Genomic DNA, 19,066 nt, shown 5'->3' with positions numbered 1-19,066 from the left:
GCTGTCCCGGTCCGACCCGGTCAGACCCCCCGGTCCGAGAATCACCGCAGCGGCGCGCCGCCCTCGTACGCCGCACGCACGTCGGCGACCACCTGGTCGGTCTGCCGCGTGAGCGTGCCGCCGTTGTCCACGGCAGCACCGCAGGGACCGACGACCACGCGCAGCCACGACATGCCGCCCGTGGCGTAGTCGAGCCGGACCACGTACACCCCGGTCCCGCCCAGCCCTGCCGTGGTCGGGCAGCCCCGGCCGTCGCCCGCGCGCGCCGCGTCGCTCACCGCCGGCAAACCGGCGACTCGAGCAAGCCACGATCCGTCCGCCGCAACCTCCCGTTGGCCCAGCAGCGCGGCGGTGGATCCGCCGGGAGCCGCGGCGGCCTCGGGGCCAACCAGGGGGTAGCTGCAGATCAGAGCACTGGCCCCCGGCGCCTGTTGGACGAGTCGCCCGGCGAGATCGGCCCCCGGGGGCCCCGGTGCCGGAAGGGTAGCCGGCAACGCCGACGGGCAGGTGGCGGCAGTGTTGGCCTGGCTCAACGCGCCGGACGACGCCGCCTTCCCCGTTGCCGCGTGCGGCAGTCCCGACGCCGTCGCGGTCGTGCGGCGCACGCTGCTCCCCGCGGCCGAATCCGCGCTCTGCGTCGCCGCGCCGCCGCCCCGGCCCAGCGCAACAACTCCCCCACCGACCAGTGCGAGTGTGGCGAGGGTCCCGGCGGCCGACAAGCCGGTACGGCGTCGCGCCGCGCGCTGCTCGACCCGCGCAACGACCCCGTCGTACGTCGTGGCGCCGCGCGACTCGGGCCCCGCTGCAGCGGACAACCGGCCCAGCAGGTCCGCGTCTGCGGGCCCGCCCTGTGGACCCTCGGTCTCCGGAGAGTCGGTCACGCGCTCACCTCCCCCGTCGATCCCCGGGACGCGCGTCGAACGCCCTCGCCCACGCCATCACCCGTGCTGGGGTCAGCACCCGGGCCTGCGCCTGCGTCTGCGCCTGCGCCTGCGCCGAGAATCCGGCGCAGGGCAGCGAGGCCCTTGCTGGCCTGGCTCTTCACCGTGCCGTCGGAACAGCCGAGCAGCCGGGCACAGTCCTGCACCGACCGGTCCTCGGCGTACCGCAAGACCACCACCTGCCGCTGCCCCACCGGCAGCGTCAACAACGCCCTCGCCAGCTCCACGTCGAGACCACCGTCGGGGACGCCACTGGCTCCGCCGGGTCCGGCGTCATCCCCAGAGCTGGCACCGCCGGAACCGGCCAGCGGGTCGGAGCCGCGCCGCCGTTCCGGCAGTGTCTGGGTGGGCACCTCGCCGCGCCACCGGCGCCGCCACCAGGCGCCCTGAAGATGCAACATCACCGTCCGCACGTAGGCCTCCTGCGCCCCGTCGCCGATCTGATCCCAGCGCGGCCAGGTCCGGGCCAGCGCCTCCTGCAACAGGTCCTGTGCCAGGACCTCGTCACCGGTAAGCAGGTAGGCCGTGCGCAGCAGCGCGCGCGTGCGCGCCTGCACGAACTCCCGGAAGCCCGCCGGCTCCGCCATACCCCCTCCTCACCCGTACAGAGGCGCATGGCCCGGCGGGAGGTTGCCGGGCAGTCCCAGCGTGGCACGGACCGCCGCGTCAACCCGTGGCTTGATGAGCCGCGTCAGCCGCGCCCGTCGCGTCGGCCTGCGTCAGCCGCGCCCGTCGCGGGGGTCCACCGCGTCGTGCGCATCCTCGGCGGCGGAGTCGTCACCCGAGACGCCCCCGGAACCGGCCCGCGTCCCGGGGACCGTCGGGGCGGGCTGCTGGCGGGCCGCGCGCTCGGCGTCGAGGGCCTCGCCATAGGTGCGGTACTTCGGCGCCGCCGGACCAGGCTGGACCGCGTGGCCGTCAGGCCCCGGCTGGACAGGCTGACCGGAGGGCGCGACGCCGTACGGCGAGTGCGCGGTCGCGCCCGAGCCCGCCTGGGGTGGCGGAGCGCCGGGCGTCGCCGCACCCGGTCCGGCGCCCGCACTGCCGGCCCCCGCAGCTCCGTACGGGCCGCTGAAGCCCTGGCCCGGCGGCACCGGCGCCGGACCGGCCGCCCCCCGGGACTGCGGTTCACGCCCGGCATCGCTGGGCACGCCACGCCGTTGATCCTCCAGCAGCGCGCGCGCCTGCCCGATCAGGGTGGCCTCGACCAACACCTCGTAGCGCGTCGCCACCACCTGCATGACGGAGGTGAAGTCCCGGGCGCCGCCGGTGAACCGGTAGAGGATCAGCGCCCAGATCATCCCGAAGATCGCGCCGACGATCACCGCGGTGAGGAACTGAGCCGCGCCCCCACCCTGCACGAACGCCCACATCAATAGGCCGAAGAAGGCGCCCATCCACGCGCCGGAGGCGGCGCCGGACGCGAGGATCCGGCCCGACGTCAGCCGGCCGGTGACGCGCTCGACCTGCTTGAGATCCGTGCCCACGATCATGACGTTCTGCACGGGGAACTCGCGATCCGACAGGTAGTCCACCGCGCGTTGCGCCTGCTCGTACTCCTCGAACACGTGCAGGCTCATGGGGTGCGGCAACTGCAGGCGACTCAAGGGGATGCGCGGCTGACCGGCGGGCTGGGTCATCGGGTTCACTTCCTGACGGCGCTCGTCGTACGGGTGGCTACCCGCTCAAACGATCCGCCCCGGACAGACATTCCGGCGCGCGCGCTCCGGCGTCGCGGTGTTGGTGCCCGTCGCCCCGGACGCGCGCTCCGGCTCGGCGCGCTCGCGGGGGGCTGTGCCCGGCAGCACTCGAACGACCCGCGCGAATCGCAGATCACGTCGGCCGACTCGGGCGAAAGCACCGTATCCGAGCACAGTGAGCGGGTCCTCCTGGCTGGCGGGGAGACGGGGGGCGAGCGCATGGGACGGCGTGTTGGGCGCCGGGGGGATGCGCTTCACGGCGACGTCAAGACGCCGGATCGTGGTCGGCAGGGCGCCGTTGACCGGCCGACCACGACCCGCGCATGACGCGGGCTCAAGGGGGTCAGGCGAAGCTGGCCGCAACCAGCAGTCCGACCCGGTCACGTCCGCGAACTGGAGCGGCACAAGCCGTCGCCACGCTCCGCGAGAACGAGACAGAAAAGCCGACGATCTGACCGGGTCTTGGTAAAGCCGACCGTCCAGAACGTTCATCCTGATAGTGACAGTTACGAAAACGCCGATCAAGTCCCGACGCGACCGTTCGTCGATTGTTCGACCCGCCTAGCAGGCACGATGTCTGTCCCGGCGCGCTGCGTCGGATGGATCTGGGAACCGGCGAATGCCCCCACGATCCCGTCGACAAAGGTCGCGCGGACGACCGTTAACAGACGTATTCGCAGGTGAATGACCCGCCCGCACGAGGCAGCCGGGCGGCCGCCGGCTCGTCCATGACCGCCCACAGACCGCTTAACCACCCTGCCGCGGCGGCAACAGCCAATCCTTCGCCACCGTCTCACCATGCGTCGGTTTGCGCAACGCACCGCCGGTCCCAGGTGGCGCTTTCCCGCGAGCCGCCCAGCCCGGGCCTCGAGGCCTTCCGGCCCATGCTGGGCGGCCGGAGCCAGCCAGCCGTCCGAGCAGTTCTCCTAGTCTGGGTCTGTGGTGCTCAGGTGGGCGGACGCCGTGACCATCGGGACGCTCGCGGGCGCCGTTTTGCTCCTCGTGGCCGGTGCGCTGGACAGCCTGGACCGACCCCGGCTGGCGGCCACGCTGGCGCGCCAGAGGTTGCTCGGGCCCCGCGGGCGCCGGGTCGTCGGCGCCGCCCTCGGACCGGCGCAGCTGGCGGTCGGCGTCGTCGTGCTGGCGCTCTGGGTCGGCGGCGCCCCCGGCTTCCGCGAGAGCTGCGCGGTGCCGACCGCGCTGTACGCGGGCTTCGCCGCCTACCTGCTGGTCCTGGTCCGTCGTCGCCCCGGGGCCCCATGTGGCTGCCTCGGCGGGGACACGCCGGCGGGGGTCCCGGCTATCGGGCGGGCGGCGCTGTTCGCCGCCTGCTCGGCAGGCAGCGCGATGAACTGGCCCCCGGCCGCCGGGGCGACCGCGATCGACATGCCCGCGCCGGACCGCCTCATCCTGCTGGCTGCCGCCGGGCTGCTCGCGGCGATCGCTGCCCTGCTGCCGACCGTCCTCACAGATCAGGCCCGGGACGGCGAGGCCGCCCGGCGCTCAAAGGGCCGCCACCAACGCCACGGCTAGCGCCGCCGCGAACGCGCTTAGGAGAATCCCGTGGATCGGGCGCGCGTGGCGATCAAACGCTCGGTCCCATTCGGCGTCCCTTCCGTAGCGCAGCGCCGAGACCGTCATCACGGTCCGGCCGAGACCGAAGCCCACGCCGGCCAGCAGCGCCGGTGCCCACCCCGCCAAGAGCGCCAGCACGGGCACCACGACGTACGCAAGCCCGGAGGTGACATACGTCCGCACCCCGGTACCCATCTCCAGCCCGAACTCGAACGGGCCCCAGAATCGGCCGTGCCGAAGCACGGACTCCGGGACCAGCCGGGCGTTCTGGGGCAACCCGAAGGACAACGCCCCGACCTCCCGAAGCGCGACCACCGCAAACCACACCGCGATCATCGCCGCCCAGAACGCGGGTGGCGCCACAAGTCGCACCAAGGAACCCACGGTCACCAGGACCGCCGCCGAGAGCAGACCTCCCACGACGAGCCCCACCCCGAAGGCGTACTGCGGCCAGCCTCGCCACACGGGCGAGTTCAGCACGAAGGCTGAGTTCCGACTTCAAGTGGATCCAGACACGGAGAAGCCGGCGATGGCGCCCATGGCCAGATACGCCGTGAGCGCGATCGCCGGCCCTGCCCCGGCCCGCCCCAGGCCCGCCGCAACGAGAGCCCCCAACGCCGGAACCGCCGAAAACGCCACGAGCAGGGCGCCGGCGAGGGGATGCCACGCAGGTGGCTGCGGCGGGGCGGTCGTCATGTCAGACCTTGGCCCGGCAGATAGTCAGGTAGCTGTACCAGGTCATGCCGTAGTACTTGACCGACATGACGCCGTCGGAGCACCGCTAGGTGACCCCGTTGACCGTCCAACGCCACGCGTTCTTCGTGGTCGTGGCCCCGCAGGCCGTGGAGATCGGCCGGTAGGACCGCGTCTGGGACCAGCTGATCCGCTCGCTGACGGCCTTGTGCCAGCCGGTGCTGTCGCACATCGTGGACCCGATGTAATAGCCGCCGAAGCACGCACCAGGCTCCGCGGTATAGACCCCCACGTTGTCGCGCTCCTCGGCGTAGCCGTTCGGATAGGCGTCCTTACAGTCCAGGGCGTCCCAGCCGGTCAACCCGGTGGGGGACGTCTCGGCCCGGGCCTGCCCGGCGCGACCGAGAGGGGACCACCCCAGCGCGGTGGCGCCGATCGTGGCCCCGGCCAGCGCCATCGCGCGCAGCACGGTGCGGCGCTTGGCCAGGGAGCCGAGCTCGGTGAGAGCCTTGGTCCGCTCGCGCACCGGCTCCTCGGAAACGGCGTCGGGGATTTCGCTGAGCTGAAGAGTCATCGGGGAATCCTTTACGGGTCAATGGGTCTGTCGGGCGGGCCACAGCGCGAGCGCGGCGTCGGAGGAATCGTCAAGACCTGTGGATGGGTGAGTTTTACGGGGTTGCTCGCGGTGAGCTCGACTTCGTGGCCGTCGGTGTTCGATAGGTAGGCGGCGTAGGTCTGCGGGCCGCCGGCGTGGGGGTGTTTGTCGGCGAACATGAGTGCCCAACCGTTCTCGGCGGCAGCGGCGGTGAGGGCGTCGACCTGGGCCTGATCGCCGGCGTGGAAGGCTAGGTGGTTGAGCCCGGGGCGTTTCCTGTCGTGAGGTTCGGCGAGCATGTCGGGCGACTGTTCGATCACGATGTAGGTGTCCGCCAGGCGCCAACTGCATCCACCGGTCCATTCCTGAAACGGCTGGTAGCCCAGCTCGGTGAGCAGCCATCCCCACTGCGCGGCGGCGCGGTCGATGTCGGGGACCCATAGCTCGACGTGGTGGATGGTCCCGATCGGTGCCGAGCTCACGCGGCCGCTCCCGTCTCGTCGTCGTCGCGTTCGACGAGTTGGCCGTTCTTGAAGGTCGCACCCGCGCGGACCAACGCGACCAGGTGCGGTGCATTGACCGCGCGCCAGCGTGCTTGCGCGGACTCGATGAGCTTGAACGCCATGGCCACCCCGGCAGCCCGGGAGCCGGGTCCCTTGGTGACCCGCTGACGAAGCCGGACGGTGGCGAAGGTCGACTCGATCGGGTTGGTCGTGCGCAGGTGGATCCAGTGCTCGGCCGGGTAGTCGTAGAACGCCAAGAGCACGTCGAGGTCCTCGGTGATCTTCGCGGCCGCCTTGGGCCACTTCGCACCGTAGTCGGCTACGAACGCCTTCGCCGCGGCCTTCGCGTGGTCCTTGTCCTCGGCGTTTCCAGATCTCCGCCAGCGCGGCCTTCGCGCCGGGCTGGGCCGACTTCGGCAGCACGTTGAGGACGTTGGCGATCTTGTGGAACCAGCAGCGCTGCTCACGAGCCTCGGGGAACACCTGCCGGACCGCGGCCCAGAACCCGAGTGCACCGTCGCCGACCGCGAGCACCGGTGCCCGCATGCCACGTCGCTTGCAGCACCGGAGCAGGTCGAGCCAGGACTCGGTCGACTCCCGGTGCCCGTCGTCGAGCGCGATCAGTTCCTTCGAACCGTCGGCACGCACGCCGATCATCACCAGCAGGCACACCTTGTCCTGCTCGAGACGGACCTTGAGGTGGATCCCGTCGACCCACACGTACACGTAGTCGGTCTCGGCCAACGAGCGCTTGTTGAACGCGGCCGCCTCGTCTTGCCAGTCCTTCGTCAGCCGGGTGATCGTGGCCGCCGACAGGCCCGCACCGGAGCCGAGGAACTGGGTCAGCGCCGGGCCGAAGTCGCCGCTGGACAGGCCGTGCAGGTACAGCAGCGGCAACACCTCGGCAACCTTCGGCGACTTCCTCGCCCAGGCCGGCAGGATCGCCGAGGCGAACCGCTGCCGCTGCCCGGTGATCGGGTCGACGCGCTTGTCGTTGACCCGCGGTGCACGCACCGGGATCGCGCCCGCCGCCGTGGTCACCTCCCGCGACCCGTGATGACCGTTGCGCACCACCAGCCGCCGACCCGCCTCGTCGACCTCGTCGGCGAACGCCTCGATGTAGACAGCGACCTCGGCCTGCAACGCTGCCGCAAGCATCTGCCGAGCGCCGTCACGGACGATCTCATCCAACAGCGAACCACCGGCCGACTCGTTGGACGCCGAAGCGTCGTGAACTACCTTGAGCATGGATGTACCTTCCCGAGCCGGCGCGCCAACGCCGACCCCGATCCGAACTTGAGCATGGACTTCGATCTTGCTCGGGAGGTACGTCCACCTCACGTCACCTCGCCGAGCGCCATCCACAGGTTCTGATCATTGCTCGCACCGTCCGGCCCACCTCCGTGACCTCATCAGGAGATTGCCCGGCCCGCGAGCCGTGGCTCATCACAGATTTGCCCCGATGTGACTTCTTCCCGGACCGGTACCGGCCGCTCGGCGACCGTGACCACGCCCCGTCTCGAGGAAGGAACAACGATCGCCATGGCCATCGTCGCGCATTCACATCCGTTCGTCATCGGCGTGGACACCCACGCCCGCAACCACGCCCACTCGATCCTGGTCTGCCCGCAGGGCGAGCTGCTCGACGAGGGCCAGTTCCCGGCCACGACGGCCGGGCTTGCACGGGCTGTCGCGTTTGTCGCGCGCCGCACCGGCGGCGACGTGGCGGTCCTGTGGGTCATCGAGGGCACCGGCACTTACGGGGCGCGGCTGGCCCGCGTCGTGGCCGACGCCGGCTACGAGGTCGTCGAAGCGCCACGGATGAACGCGCGCGCCGACCGTGGCATCGGCAAATCCGACCCGCTGGACGCCCGCCGCATCGCCGCAGCAGCCCTCCCGTTGCAGGTCACAGCGCTGCGCCACCCGCGGGCCGACGACGGGGTCCGGGCGGCTGTCCGCGTCCTGCTCGCCGCCCGAGACCACATGAGCACCGAGCGCACCGCCACGATCAACGCTCTGACCGCGCTCTTACGCGTGGCCGACCTCGGGATCGACGCCCGACGCCCGCTGACCGGCGCCCAGATCACCACGGTCGCCGGCTGGCGCACGCGAGAGGAGCCCCTGGCAGTCTCCACTGCCCGCTGGGAAGCCGCCCGGCTGGCTAAGCGCGTCGCCGCGCTCGATGACGAGCTCAAGGACATCACCAAGCGGATCAGCGACCTCCTTCACCAGAGCCCCGCCAGCGTCCTGCTCGAACAGCCTGGCATCGGCCCCATCACCGCAGCCCGTCGCCCTCACCGCGTGGTCCCACCTGGGACGCATCCGATCAGAGTCCGCCTTCGCCAGCCTCGCCGGCGTGAACCCGATCCCGGCCTCCTCCGGCAACACGGTCCGCCACCGCATCAACCGCGGCGGCGACCGGCGCCTGAACCGCGCGCTGCACATGGCCGTCGTCACCCGCATGCGCATGGACCCCCGCACCCGCGCCTACGTCGAACGCCGAAGCGCCGAAGGACGCACCCTCCGAGAGATCCGCCGAAGCCTCAAGCGCTACCTCGCCCGCGAGATCTACCGCCGCCTTAACCCGGAGATTTCATGGTTAGTGTGGCCGGTAAACGCTGAAAGGTGCTCTTGACCTGGGAGAATATCGATTGCTGAGGTCGATATTGCCGGGTCGAAGGGAGCACCTTTCAGGTGAAGCACACTACCCGGATCTACCCCAGAATCAAGGTCGACGCGGCCACCGTTCCGGCGGTTGCCCAGGCCGGTGGGGCGCTGCTGGCCCAGACTGCGACAGTGTCGGGGCTGGCCGCGACGTTGAGTGCGGCGCTGACGCCGTGGCGTAAGTCGCTGGCCCGGCATGACCCGGCCAAGGTGCTGCTCGATCTGGCGATCACGCTGGCCCTGGGTGGGGACGCCTGCCGCGACGTGACGTTGTTACGAGTCGAGCCCGCCCTGTACGGGCCGGTCGCTTCCGATGCGACGATTAGCCGGACGATCGCGTCCCTGACCTCGCAGGTCACCGCCGTGGAGAAGGCCGTGGCGCGGCCCCGAACCGCGGCCCGCGCCCACGTGTGGCATCGGGCCGGAACCCATGCCCCGAACCACGCAGCCTCAGCAACCGATCCGCTGGTCATCGACCTTGACGCGACGCTGATCACGGCCCACTCCGAGAAGGAGAACGCCGCCGCCACGTTCAAACATGGCTACGGCTTCCACCCGCTGTGCGCCTTCCTCGACCACGGCAAGACGGGCACCGGCGAACCGCTCGGCATGCTGCTGCGAGCGGGGAACGCTGGGTCGAACACGGCCGCTGACCACATCGCCGTGACCAAGACGGCGCTGGCGGCGGTGCCCGGGATCAACCCCTCCCGGCCCGGCAAGAAAGTCTTGATCCGCACCGACGGCGCCGGTGGCACCCGGGAGTTCCTGACCTTCCTGGACCGGCGCGGCCTGTCGTACTCCATCGGGTACACCCTGCCCACCAGCACGCCCCAGCTGTACGCGCTGATCCCCGAGACCGCCTGGCAGGTCGCCCTCGACGCCGACGGCGACGTCCGGGACGGCGCGGCCGTCGTCGAGCTCACCGACCTCCTCGCGGCTAAGGGTCTCCTCACGGGGTACCCGGCCGGGATGCGGGTCATCGTCCGACGCGAACGACCCCACCCCGGCGCCCAACTCCGCTTCACCGACGTCGAGGGGTACCGGCTGACCGCTTTCGTCACCAACACGACCCGTGGGCAACTGGCCGACCTGGAACTACGCCACCGGCGCCGGGCCCGCTGCGAAGACCGGATCCGCATCGCCAAAGACACCGGCCTGACCAACCTGCCCCTGCAGGGCTTCGCCCAGAACCGAATCTGGCTCCTGATCGTGCAACTCGCGAACGACCTGATCGCGTGGATGGGCATGCTGGCCTACCCCGAGCACCAGGCCCGCCGCTGGGAACCCAAGACGCTACGGCTGCGGCTCTTCACCATCGCAGCCACCCTGGCCCACACCGGTAGGCAACGCCTGCTCCACGTCAAGGTCACGGCGCCCTGGGCGGGACTCTTCACCACCGGATGGGACCGCCTCGCGATCCTGGCCCCGCCCTGAGCAACGCCACCACCCCGCCCCGACAACCCGCAACACAGCCCTCGTCCGTGGAAGACGACGCCCACCGGAAGCGCCGCCCCGGGACATTGTCATACCCACCGGCCAGAATCAGCCCCACCGAGGCGTCAACGACGGCCCGGCCCCCACCAGCAAGCCCCCATGCAACATCCGGGTTAACGCCACCGCCCAGCTCGACCAGGCGGCTGCTTGACAAACATAGGAGATTCAACGGCCGCCTGGAACACCTCCGCGGCTCCGCCCTCGGGTTCCGCAACCTCACCAACTACATCGCCAGATCCCTGCTGGAAACCGGCGGATTCAGGCCACGACTACACCCTCAATTGCGATGAGCCCGTAATGGCCGCCGGGGGCACGACGGATGATCTTGCGGGGGGGCATGGCTCCTCCACGAGCAGTGGTGTGGGCAAGGGCGAGACGGTCGACGGGACGCGTTGGTCTCGATGGAGGCCACCCCCAGACCCCGTCGAGATACGTCCGTCCTGAACGCCAGCCCGATAGTGCCAGTAGCCCATTCATCCCGGCAAGGGGCGATCAGCGCCGGGCTGCCGAGCCCGGGTCCTGGTCGGGGTCGGCCGGCTGCGAGGCCGACCCGGGGGACGGCGAAGGGGCGGCTGTGCACCCGCCCCCTTCGCCGTTCTGCCGCCCGGTCCGCGGGTCGGCGTCGCTCGATCAGCGCAGCTTGTAGTCCTTCAGCAGGCTGCGGCCGATGATCATCTTCTGAATCTCGGCAGTGCCCTCACCGATGAGCAGCATCGGGGCCTCGCGGTAGAGCCGCTCGATCTCGTATTCCTTGCTGTAGCCGTAGCCGCCGTGGATCCGGAAGCTCTGCTCGACGCAGTCCGCGCAGTATTCCGCCGCGAGGTATTTGGCCATGCCGGCCTCGACGTCGTTGCGCTTGCCGGAGTCCTTGAGCTTGGCGGCCATCACCATCATCTGGTGCGCGGCCTCTACCTTGGTCGCCATGTCGGCGAGACGGAACAGGATCGCCTGGTGGTCGACGAGCTTCTTGCCGAACGTCTCGCGCTGCTGGGCGTAGGCGACGCCGAGCTCGAACGCGCGGCGGGACACGCCACAGGCCCGCGCGGCGACGTTCACGCGGCCGACCTCGACGCCGTCCATCATCTGGTAGAAGCCCTTGCCGGGCACGCCACCGAGGATCTGGGCGTCGGTCGTCTTGTGGTTCTCCAGGACCAGCTCGGTCGTGTCGACGCCCTTGTAGCCCATCTTCTCGATCTTGCCGGGGACCGTGATCCCGTTCTCCTGCGTGCCGAAGCCGGGCTCCTTGTCGATGAGGAAGGTCGACATGTTCTTGTAGACGCTCGGGTCCCCGGTGTCGGTCTTGACCAGGACCGCGGTGAGGTTCGAGGAGCCACCGTTGGTCAGCCACATCTTCTGGGCGTTGACTAGCCACCCGTCGCCGTCCTTGACGGCCTTGGACTTGATGGCCGAGACGTCCGAACCACAGCCGGGCTCCGACATCGAGAAGGAGCCGCGGATCTCGCCGGCCGCCATCTTCGGCAGGTACTTCTGCTTCTGCTCGTCGGTGCCGTGCTGCAGGAGCATGTACGCGACGATGAAGTGGGTGTTGATGATGCCGGACACGCTCATCCAGCCGCGCGCGATCTCCTCGACCGTGAGCGCGTAGGTGAGCAGGGACTCGCCGAGGCCGCCGTACTCCTCGGGGATCATCAGGCCGAAGATCCCCATCTCCTTCATCGCCTCGACGATCTCGGTCGGGTATTCGTCCTTGTGCTCCAGCTCCGTCGCGACGGGGATGATCTGTTCCTCCACGAACTCCCGAACCAACTTGATGAGTTCGGCCTGCTCCTCGTTGAGGCCTTCGGTGCGCTGCAGTCGGGACATATCACCCTCGTCTCGTGATCGGTTAGTGCTACGAAAGCCGTACGTCGTGCGGTGGGGGGATCCCCGCGCCACGGCTGGCTCGGCTCCCTGCCTGGGGGCGAGTATGCCCCGCCGAGCAGGGCACTCGGCACGTTAGGCCGGGTGAAACCGAACACTCTGCGACCGACGCGAGGACACCGGTCCCAGCTCGCTGGTGGCCCACCGAAAACCCACCTTGCAGGGCCCCGAGTAGCTGCGCGCGACGCTCACCGACGCGCGACGCAGGGGGTGGGTCGTGGTGGTCTCGTTCGGGGCGATGCCCTCGATGAGCGTCACCTCCGGCGGCGCCGCGTCCGGCTGGAAGACCACCTGCAGATAGAGCTCCCGCACCCCGGTCACGAACCACAGCAGCGCCTGACCGTAGTCCTGCGCCAGTACCGGGAGCCCGTGGAAGCCGATCTCGTATTCGAGCAGGTGCACAGCCCCGCGGCGGAGGCGCGGCAGCGCGAGGTCGGCGACGCACATGGAGTCCGCCTTGTCGGCCACGGTCGTGCGAATCGCACACCCCAGGATCGGGGTGATGACGACGTCGATCCCCCGCAGGGGGTGTCCCGCCGAGACCAGATAACCGTCCAGCCCGTCCTCCTCCGCGCGAAGCACCTCCCGGCACAGCACGCTCGGGGCATCGCCGCTGTGGTCGGCCAGGGCACGGGTGTGGTTCACCAGTCGCTCGATGCCTGCGTCCACGTCGCGTCCGAGCCAGTGTTGGACATCATCGATCGCGGCGCGCTGCCGCATGATGTCCGCGCAGGCCGGCCGGGCGTTGTCGGCGGCGAAGTCGGCGGCGGGGGCGGGCACCAGCTGCGCCAGCTGGCCGCGCGGCACCTGCAGGATGGTCTCCAGGGCGCCCAGGGCGCGCAGCGACTGAGCCCGCGCCGGAATGCTGCGCCCACTCTGCCAATAGCTCAAGGTCGCGATGCTCACCGGATGGCCACGCGCCTGCAGGTGTGCGGCGACGCGCTCCAGAGCCAGCCCGCGGGCGGCCAGTGCCGATCGCAAGGCGTCGGCGAACGCTGCGTCAGCCACTCACCGGCACCTCCGTCGGGACTCATCTATCCGCCGCACCCTAACCACTGGTCGGCATGGTGCGGCCGGTCATGAGCCGCCCGCGTCGGGTGGTTCGGCCCAGGTCGCGCGCTGGCCCCGACGAGTCAGCGGGGATCCACAACGGGCGTGACGAGGCCTGCCGCGGGACCGGTTTCGGTGGTGGAATGGGCCCGCAGTGAGGCACCACCCCGCCCAATCGGACCGGGGCCAGGCGAAGAGAGGGACGACAGCATGACCGACCGCTCCTACCGGATCACCGAGATCGTGGGCACGTCCAAGCAGGGCGTCGACGACGCCATCCGCAACGCCGTCTCCGCCGCAGCGCGCGACACGGCCCATCTCGACTGGTTCGAGGTGGTGGAGATCCGCGGGCACATCGTCGACCAGCAGGTCGCCCACACCCAGGTCACCGTGAAACTCGGTTCGCGGATGGACTGACGGCGCCCCGTCGGCGGGCGACGTCAGCCAGCAGCTCCGCGTGTGGGGGCCGCGTCCGCGGGCGCGGCCCCCACACGCGCCGGGCCGCACCCGACCCGCTGCTTAGGCCTCGGCTTCGAGGGCCTTGATCGCGTCGTGCATCTCCAGGGAGCGCTTGGCGCTCTCCACGTGCAGGCTTTCGATCATCTTGCCGTTGTAGGTCACGACGCCGCTGCCCTTGCCGTCCTCCCACGCCTGGAGGATGCCGCGGGCGTCGTCAACCGCCTTCTCGCTGGGGGCGAACGTCGCATTGGCCGGGGCGATCTGGCCCGGGTGAATCAAGGTCTTGCCGTCGAACCCCCACTCCCGGCCCTGCTGGCACTCGGCCACGAAGCCTTCCTCGTTCTTCACGTCGTTGTAGACGCCGTCGAGGATGACCTTTCCTGCGGCGCGGGCGGCCAGCAGGCACAGCTGCAGTCCGGTCTGCACGGGCGACCGGCCGGGCACGTGCTCGGCGTACAGCTCCTTGACCAGGTCGTTCGTGCCCATGACGAGCACGGACAGGCGCGGGCTCGCGGAGGCGATCTCGTAGGCCCGGAACATGGCGATCGGCGTCTCCACCATGGCCCAGAGCGTGGTCTTCGCCGGGGCGCCGTACTTCTCCATCGACGCGACGAGGTCGAGCACCGCCTGTGCCGACGACACCTTCGGCACCGCGATCGCGTCGGGACCCGCCGCGCACGCCGCCTTCATGTCCTCCTCGTGCCACTCGGTGTCCATGCCGTTGACCCTGATGATGAGCTCGCGGTGGCCATACTCGCCGGAGCCCGCCGCCGCGCACGCGTTGAGCCGGGCCTGGGGCTTGGCGTCCGGCGCAACCGCGTCCTCCAAATCCAGCAGGATGCCGTCACACGGCAGGGCCTTGGCCTTCTCGAGGGCGCGCTCGTTGGAACTGGGCATGTAGAGCACCGACCGGCGGGGCCGGAAGCTGGTTTCGGTCATGTCAGGCTCCCTTCGCCTTGGCCTGCGCGGCCGCCTTGGCCTGCGCGTAGGCCTCCTTCAGATCCGGGTCGATCTCGGCCAGCTGCTCGGCGAGGTTCACGACCACGAGGCACTGCTTGCAGGAGGCATCGTCCTCCATCTTTCCGTCGACCATCACGGCGCCGGTGCCGTCGCCCATGGCCTCGACGACCTCGTAGGCGTGCACGAGCTCCTTGGGGTCGGGGCTGAAGACCTTCTTGGCGATCTCGATCTGCTTAGGGTGCAGCGTCCAGGTGCCGACGCAGCCGAGGAGGAAGGCGTTGCGGAACTGGTCCTCGCAGGCCACGACGTCGGAGATGTCACCGAACGGGCCGTAGTAGGCGTAGATGCCGTGCATGGCGCAGGCGTCGACCATGCGGGCGATCGTGTAGTGCCACAGGTCTTGCTGGAAGATGGTGCGCTCGCCGTGGAAGTCGTAGCCCTCGTCGGTCTTGGCCGCGTCCGCTCGCACGAGGTAGCCGGGGTGCCCGCCGCCGACGCGCGTGGTCTTCATCCGCCGGTCCGCGGCGAGGTCGGCAGGGCCGAGCGAGATGCCCTGCATGCGGGGCGATGCGCCGCAGATCTCTTCGACGTTGACCATGCCGCGCGCCGTTTCGAGGATGGCGTGCACCAGGATGGGCCGCTGCAGCTTCGCCTTGGCCTCGAGCTGGGCGAGGATCCGGTCGACGTACTGGATGTCCTCGGCGCCCTGCACCTTGGGGATCATCACGACGTCGAGCTTGTCCCCGATCTCCGTCACGAGCGTCGTGACGTCGTCGAGGAACCAGGGGCTGTCGAGCGCGTTGAGCCGGGTCCACAGCTGGGTCATGCCGAAGTCGGTGGCCTTGCCGATGGCCACTAGGCCCGCGCGCGCCTTCTCCTTGTTCTCGGCCTTGACGGCGTCCTCGAGGTTGCCCAGCAGGACGTCGACCTTGCCGACCATGTCGGGGATCTTCGCCGCCATCTTCGCGTTGCTGGGGTCGAAGAAGTGAATGGCCCGGCTCGGGCGGGCAGGGATTTCCCGCAATGGCGTGGGAGCCCCCACGGCGAGGGGGGCGAAGAAGTCCTTGGCGCTGCGCACGGCGGCATCCTCCTGGTCGACGATTGGGCGACGGCGGGCACGCCAGCCTCGCCAGGCGGCGCAGGCTGGGTCGAATGCGACGCTAGCAGCGGCGATCCGACCAAACCGCCCGGACGGCTGTGACGGCCTTCACGCGTTCGGGCGGTCTCGCCCGGCAGGTAGCCTCGAGAGCGTGACCACCCGCGTGTTCGTCAGCCGCCTGGCCAGCCTGAGCGTGTTCGACCCGCTCGGCGACCAGGTGGGGCGAGTGCGCGATGTCATCGTCACGGTCAGCCCCGCGCGCCATCGGCCGCGCGTCATCGGACTGGCGGTCGAGGTGCCCGGCCGGCGTCGCGTCTTCGTCCCGATGACCCGAGTGACCAGCGTCGAGGGTGGCCAGGTCGTCACGACGGGGCTGGTGAACATGCGCCGCTTCGAGCAGCGCCCGAACGAGACGCTGGTCCTCGCCGAGGTGTTCGACCGCTCCGTCACGGTCCGGGATCCCGAGGGCGACTATCGGGCGGTGATCGAGGACGTGGCGATCGAGCGCGAGGGCACTCGGGACTGGGCCGTGGTCAAGGCCTTCGTCCGCAAGGACGACGGGGACCGGCAGGGGTTCGGGCTGCGCCGCAGCCTGGGGTTGCGGCGGCGCCGCGGCGAGACGGCCACGGTCCCGATCGAGGTCGTCGTCGGACTCTTCACCGCCGACGAGGAGCAGGGCGCCGACCTCCTGCTGGAGAGCTATGACGAGTTGAAGGCCGCGGATCTGGCTGAACTCATCCATGACCTGCAGCCGCAGCGACGCATCCAGGTGGCGACCGCGCTCGACGACGAGAAGCTCGCCGACGTCCTGGAGGAGCTGCCCGAGGACGACCAGGTGGCCATCCTCGCGACCCTGGAATCCGACCGGGCCGCGGACGTGTTGGAGGCCATGCAACCGGACGACGCCGCCGACCTGCTCTCCGAGCTCAGCCCCGAGGCGCAGGAGCGCTATCTGGAGCTGATGGAGCCCGACGAGGCGGCTGACCTGCGGCGCTTGCTCGAGTATGACGAGGACACGGCGGGCGGTCTCATGACCACCGAGCCGGTGATCCTGCCGCCCGAGGCCACGATCGCCGAGGCGCTTGCTGTGGTTCGCAGGGCGGAGATCTCGCCCGCCATCGCCGCCACGGTCTTCGTCTGCCGGGCCCCGTTGGAGACCCCCACGGGTCGCTATCTGGGCATGGTCCACATCCAGCGGCTCCTGCGGGAGCCCCCGCACGCGGCCGTCGGCTCGATCCTCGACAAGAGCGTCGACCCGGTGCGGCCGGACGCCTCCATCGGCACGATCACGCGGGAGATGGCGACGTACAACAACGTCTCCGTGCCGGTTGTCGACGACGAGGGACACCTGCTCGGGGCGGTCAGCGTCGACGACCTCCTCGACCACCTGCTCCCGGACGACTGGCGCGAGGACCGGCACGAGGTGACCGATGCGGGATAACCAACGGACGAGGGAGGCCCGGGACGCTCGCCTGGACCAGCCGCGCGAGGCCGGCCGGCGGGGCGTCCGGCTGCCGAGGCTCGACCCCGAGGAGTTCGGGGTCATCGCCGAGAAGTTCGCCCGGTGGATGGGGACAGCCCAGTTCCTCATCTACATGTCGGTCTTCGTCGCTGCGTGGCTGGCGTGGAATACGCTGATGCCTCCCGCCGTACAGTTCGATCCGCGCGAGCTGAACTACACCATGCTCACGCTCATCCTGTCGCTGCAGGCCTCCTATGCCGCGCCGCTCATCCTGCTGGCGCAGAACCGGCAGGACGACCGCGACCGCGTGGCCCTGGAGCAGGACCGGGCCCGCGACGAGCGCAATCTCGCCGACACCGAATACCTCACGCGCGAGGTCGCTTCGTTGCGGATCGCCCTGCGCGACATGGCGACTCGCGATTTCCTGCGGTCCGAGCTGCGGGACCTCGTCGAGGAGCTCAACCAGCAACACCACCGCGACTGCCCGCACTGCGGCCGCCCCGCCGAGGAGCAGCGCGCCGCGCCCAAGAAGACCAAGTCGGGCAAGGGCAAGCGCGGCGAGACGAAGGGGCCCAAGCCGAGCGAGCCGGACCCCATCGCCGCCGAGGCGCGGGCGCGGCTCGCCGGGGAGCGCCGCGAGGGTGACGCGCCGGGGTCGGGTCCGTCGTAGCCCAACGCTGCGTCGTCCGCGGGTTCGTCGCAGCACCACGTAGGTCGAGCGCCCGCGGGACCAGTCCACCGGGCGACGGCGGCCCCATCTGAGACGACCGTTAGAGTGTGCCGCATGGCTGCTCCGACCCGTGACGCACTGCTCGCCGCCCTCGCGACCGTCGAGGACCCCGAGATCCACCGGCCGATCACCGACCTGGGCATGGTCCAGGAGGTCGAGGCGGACGAGTCCGGTCGGGTCCGCACCCACATCCTGCTCACCGTGGCGGGATGCCCGCTCCGGGAGAAGATCACCCGGGACGTCACCGCCGCCCTGATGGACGTCGAGGGGGTGACCTCGGTCGACGTACAGCTCGGCGTGATGACGGACGAACAGCGGGCGCACCTGCGCGAGACGATCCGCGGCGGCGTGGCCGAGCGGGAGATCCCGTTCGCGAAGCCGGAGTCGCTGACGCGGGTCTACGCGATCGCCTCCGGCAAGGGCGGCGTCGGCAAGTCCTCGATCACGGCCAACCTCGCCGCCGCTCTGGCCGCCGAGGGCCTCAAGGTCGGCGTCGTCGACGCGGACGTCTACGGCTTCTCGATCCCGCGGATGCTGGGCGTCGAACGGCAGCCCACGCAGGTCGACGACCTCCTCATGCCGCCCGAGGCGCACGGCGTCAAGGTGATCTCGGTCGGCATGTTCGTCCCCAACAACACCCCCGTCGTCTGGCGCGGGCCGATGCTGCACCGGGCGCTGCAGCAGTTCCTCTCCGACGTCTACTTCGGCGACCTCGACGTCCTCCTGCTCGACCTCCCGCCAGGCACCGGCGACGTGGCGATCTCGGTCGCGCAGCTCATCCCGGGGTCCGAGATCATCGTGGTCACGACCCCGCAGCAGGCCGCGGCCGAGGTTGCCGAGCGCGCGGGTTCGATCTCCGTGCAGACGCACCAGCGGCTGGTGGGGGTCATCGAGAACATGTCCTGGCTGGAGCTGCCCGACGGCAGCCGGCAGGAGATCTTCGGCACGGGCGGCGGCCAGGCCGTGGCCGACTCGCTGACGCGGATCACCGGCGCGCAGGTGCCGTTGCTCGGTCAGATCCCGCTCGACACCGCCTTGCGCGAGGGCAGCGACGGCGGCCGACCGGTCGCCGTGCACGCGCCCGACTCCCCCGCCGGGACCGCGCTGCGCGGCATCGCGCGGCAGCTCGCGTCCCGTTCCCAGGGCCTCGCGGGCAAGCGCCTGGGGCTGAGCTTCACCTGAGGCGTCCTGCGCCCCCGGCGCGACGACTCCCATCGGAGCCCCAACGTCTCAGGACGCCCACGCCGCTCCGATCGGAGC

Annotated in this window: 17 protein-coding genes and 2 pseudogenes; 7 read left to right on the top strand and 12 right to left on the bottom strand. The window is 70.4% G+C overall.

Going from position 1 to position 19,066, the window contains the following annotated elements; translation table 11 throughout:
* Positions 1–41: 41 nt before the first annotated feature.
* From IPK37_13935 to IPK37_13925, 3 genes are all read right to left on the bottom strand, one after another.
* Complete coding sequence (locus IPK37_13935) at positions 42–881, bottom strand: hypothetical protein (protein QQS00034.1); 840 nt, start codon at positions 879–881, stop codon at positions 42–44.
* Positions 878–1,528, bottom strand: a complete 651-nt coding sequence (locus IPK37_13930; GenBank protein QQS00033.1) for a SigE family RNA polymerase sigma factor — start codon at positions 1,526–1,528, stop codon at positions 878–880. The genes IPK37_13935 and IPK37_13930 overlap by 4 nt, the downstream gene beginning before the upstream one ends.
* Before the next feature lie 132 nt (positions 1,529–1,660).
* Positions 1,661–2,581, bottom strand: coding sequence for a hypothetical protein (locus IPK37_13925; protein ID QQS00032.1), 921 nt, complete (start codon positions 2,579–2,581; stop codon positions 1,661–1,663).
* Positions 2,582–3,580: 999 nt separating this feature from the next.
* Between IPK37_13925 and IPK37_13920 the strand changes: the two genes are divergently transcribed.
* The gene (locus tag IPK37_13920; protein QQS00031.1) at positions 3,581–4,174 is read left to right on the top strand and encodes a hypothetical protein; all 594 of its coding nucleotides are present in this window, start codon (positions 3,581–3,583) and stop codon (positions 4,172–4,174) included.
* On the opposite strand, the gene IPK37_13915 is transcribed toward IPK37_13920, so the two are convergent.
* From IPK37_13915 to IPK37_13895, 5 genes and pseudogenes are all read right to left on the bottom strand, one after another.
* Complete coding sequence (locus tag IPK37_13915) at positions 4,145–4,696, bottom strand: hypothetical protein (protein QQS00030.1); 552 nt, start codon at positions 4,694–4,696, stop codon at positions 4,145–4,147. The two genes, IPK37_13920 and IPK37_13915, sit on opposite strands and share 30 nt — an antisense overlap.
* Before the next feature lie 18 nt (positions 4,697–4,714).
* Positions 4,715–4,912: a hypothetical protein gene (locus IPK37_13910; GenBank protein ID QQS00029.1), complete on the bottom strand. Its 198-nt coding sequence runs from the start codon at positions 4,910–4,912 to the stop codon at positions 4,715–4,717.
* Positions 4,913–4,997: 85 nt separating this feature from the next.
* Positions 4,998–5,483: a hypothetical protein gene (locus IPK37_13905; GenBank protein QQS00028.1), complete on the bottom strand. Its 486-nt coding sequence runs from the start codon at positions 5,481–5,483 to the stop codon at positions 4,998–5,000.
* Positions 5,484–5,494: 11 nt separating this feature from the next.
* The gene (locus tag IPK37_13900; GenBank protein ID QQS00027.1) at positions 5,495–5,986 is read right to left on the bottom strand and encodes a VOC family protein; all 492 of its coding nucleotides are present in this window, start codon (positions 5,984–5,986) and stop codon (positions 5,495–5,497) included.
* Positions 5,983–7,255 (bottom strand): annotated as a pseudogene (locus tag IPK37_13895) (IS256 family transposase). Before IPK37_13895 ends, IPK37_13900 begins: the two are co-directional and overlap by 4 nt.
* A gap of 294 nt (positions 7,256–7,549) precedes the next feature.
* Here IPK37_13895 and IPK37_13890 point away from each other — a divergent pair.
* Both IPK37_13890 and IPK37_13885 read left to right on the top strand, forming a co-directional pair.
* Positions 7,550–8,642: pseudogene (locus IPK37_13890) on the top strand (IS110 family transposase).
* 59 nt (positions 8,643–8,701) lie between these two features.
* Positions 8,702–10,105: an IS1380 family transposase gene (locus IPK37_13885; GenBank protein ID QQS00026.1), complete on the top strand. Its 1,404-nt coding sequence runs from the start codon at positions 8,702–8,704 to the stop codon at positions 10,103–10,105.
* Between the two features lie 690 nt (positions 10,106–10,795).
* On the opposite strand, the gene IPK37_13880 is transcribed toward IPK37_13885, so the two are convergent.
* On the bottom strand, positions 10,796–11,989 hold the full coding sequence (locus IPK37_13880; GenBank protein ID QQS00025.1) for an acyl-CoA dehydrogenase family protein: 1,194 nt from the start codon (positions 11,987–11,989) through the stop codon (positions 10,796–10,798).
* Between the two features lie 132 nt (positions 11,990–12,121).
* On the bottom strand, positions 12,122–13,054 hold the full coding sequence (locus IPK37_13875) for a hypothetical protein (GenBank protein ID QQS00024.1): 933 nt from the start codon (positions 13,052–13,054) through the stop codon (positions 12,122–12,124).
* A 252-nt stretch (positions 13,055–13,306) separates the two neighbouring features.
* Here IPK37_13875 and IPK37_13870 point away from each other — a divergent pair, with 252 nt between their 5' ends.
* Positions 13,307–13,513: a dodecin domain-containing protein gene (locus tag IPK37_13870; GenBank protein QQS00023.1), complete on the top strand. Its 207-nt coding sequence runs from the start codon at positions 13,307–13,309 to the stop codon at positions 13,511–13,513.
* A 102-nt stretch (positions 13,514–13,615) separates the two neighbouring features.
* Here the strand turns inward: IPK37_13870 and IPK37_13865 are convergent, their stop codons facing one another.
* On the bottom strand, positions 13,616–14,494 hold the full coding sequence (locus IPK37_13865) for a CoA ester lyase (GenBank protein ID QQS00022.1): 879 nt from the start codon (positions 14,492–14,494) through the stop codon (positions 13,616–13,618).
* A 1-nt stretch (position 14,495) separates the two neighbouring features.
* On the bottom strand, positions 14,496–15,593 hold the full coding sequence (locus IPK37_13860; GenBank protein ID QQS00021.1) for a CoA ester lyase: 1,098 nt from the start codon (positions 15,591–15,593) through the stop codon (positions 14,496–14,498).
* Positions 15,594–15,777: 184 nt separating this feature from the next.
* Between IPK37_13860 and IPK37_13855 the strand changes: the two genes are divergently transcribed.
* From IPK37_13855 to IPK37_13845, 3 genes are all read left to right on the top strand, one after another.
* Positions 15,778–17,055, top strand: a complete 1,278-nt coding sequence (locus IPK37_13855; protein ID QQS02886.1) for a magnesium transporter — start codon at positions 15,778–15,780, stop codon at positions 17,053–17,055.
* The gene (locus tag IPK37_13850) at positions 17,045–17,746 is read left to right on the top strand and encodes a DUF1003 domain-containing protein (protein ID QQS00020.1); all 702 of its coding nucleotides are present in this window, start codon (positions 17,045–17,047) and stop codon (positions 17,744–17,746) included. The genes IPK37_13855 and IPK37_13850 overlap by 11 nt, the downstream gene beginning before the upstream one ends.
* 114 nt (positions 17,747–17,860) lie before the next feature.
* Positions 17,861–18,988: an Mrp/NBP35 family ATP-binding protein gene (locus IPK37_13845; GenBank protein ID QQS00019.1), complete on the top strand. Its 1,128-nt coding sequence runs from the start codon at positions 17,861–17,863 to the stop codon at positions 18,986–18,988.
* The last annotated feature ends 78 nt before the right edge of the window (positions 18,989–19,066 follow it).

It is taken from the genome of Austwickia sp., assembly GCA_016699675.1.
Lineage (GTDB): Bacteria > Actinomycetota > Actinomycetes > Actinomycetales > Dermatophilaceae > Austwickia.
The sequence above is the reverse complement of the archived record's forward strand: the minus strand, read 5'-3'. Positions and strand labels throughout refer to the sequence as shown.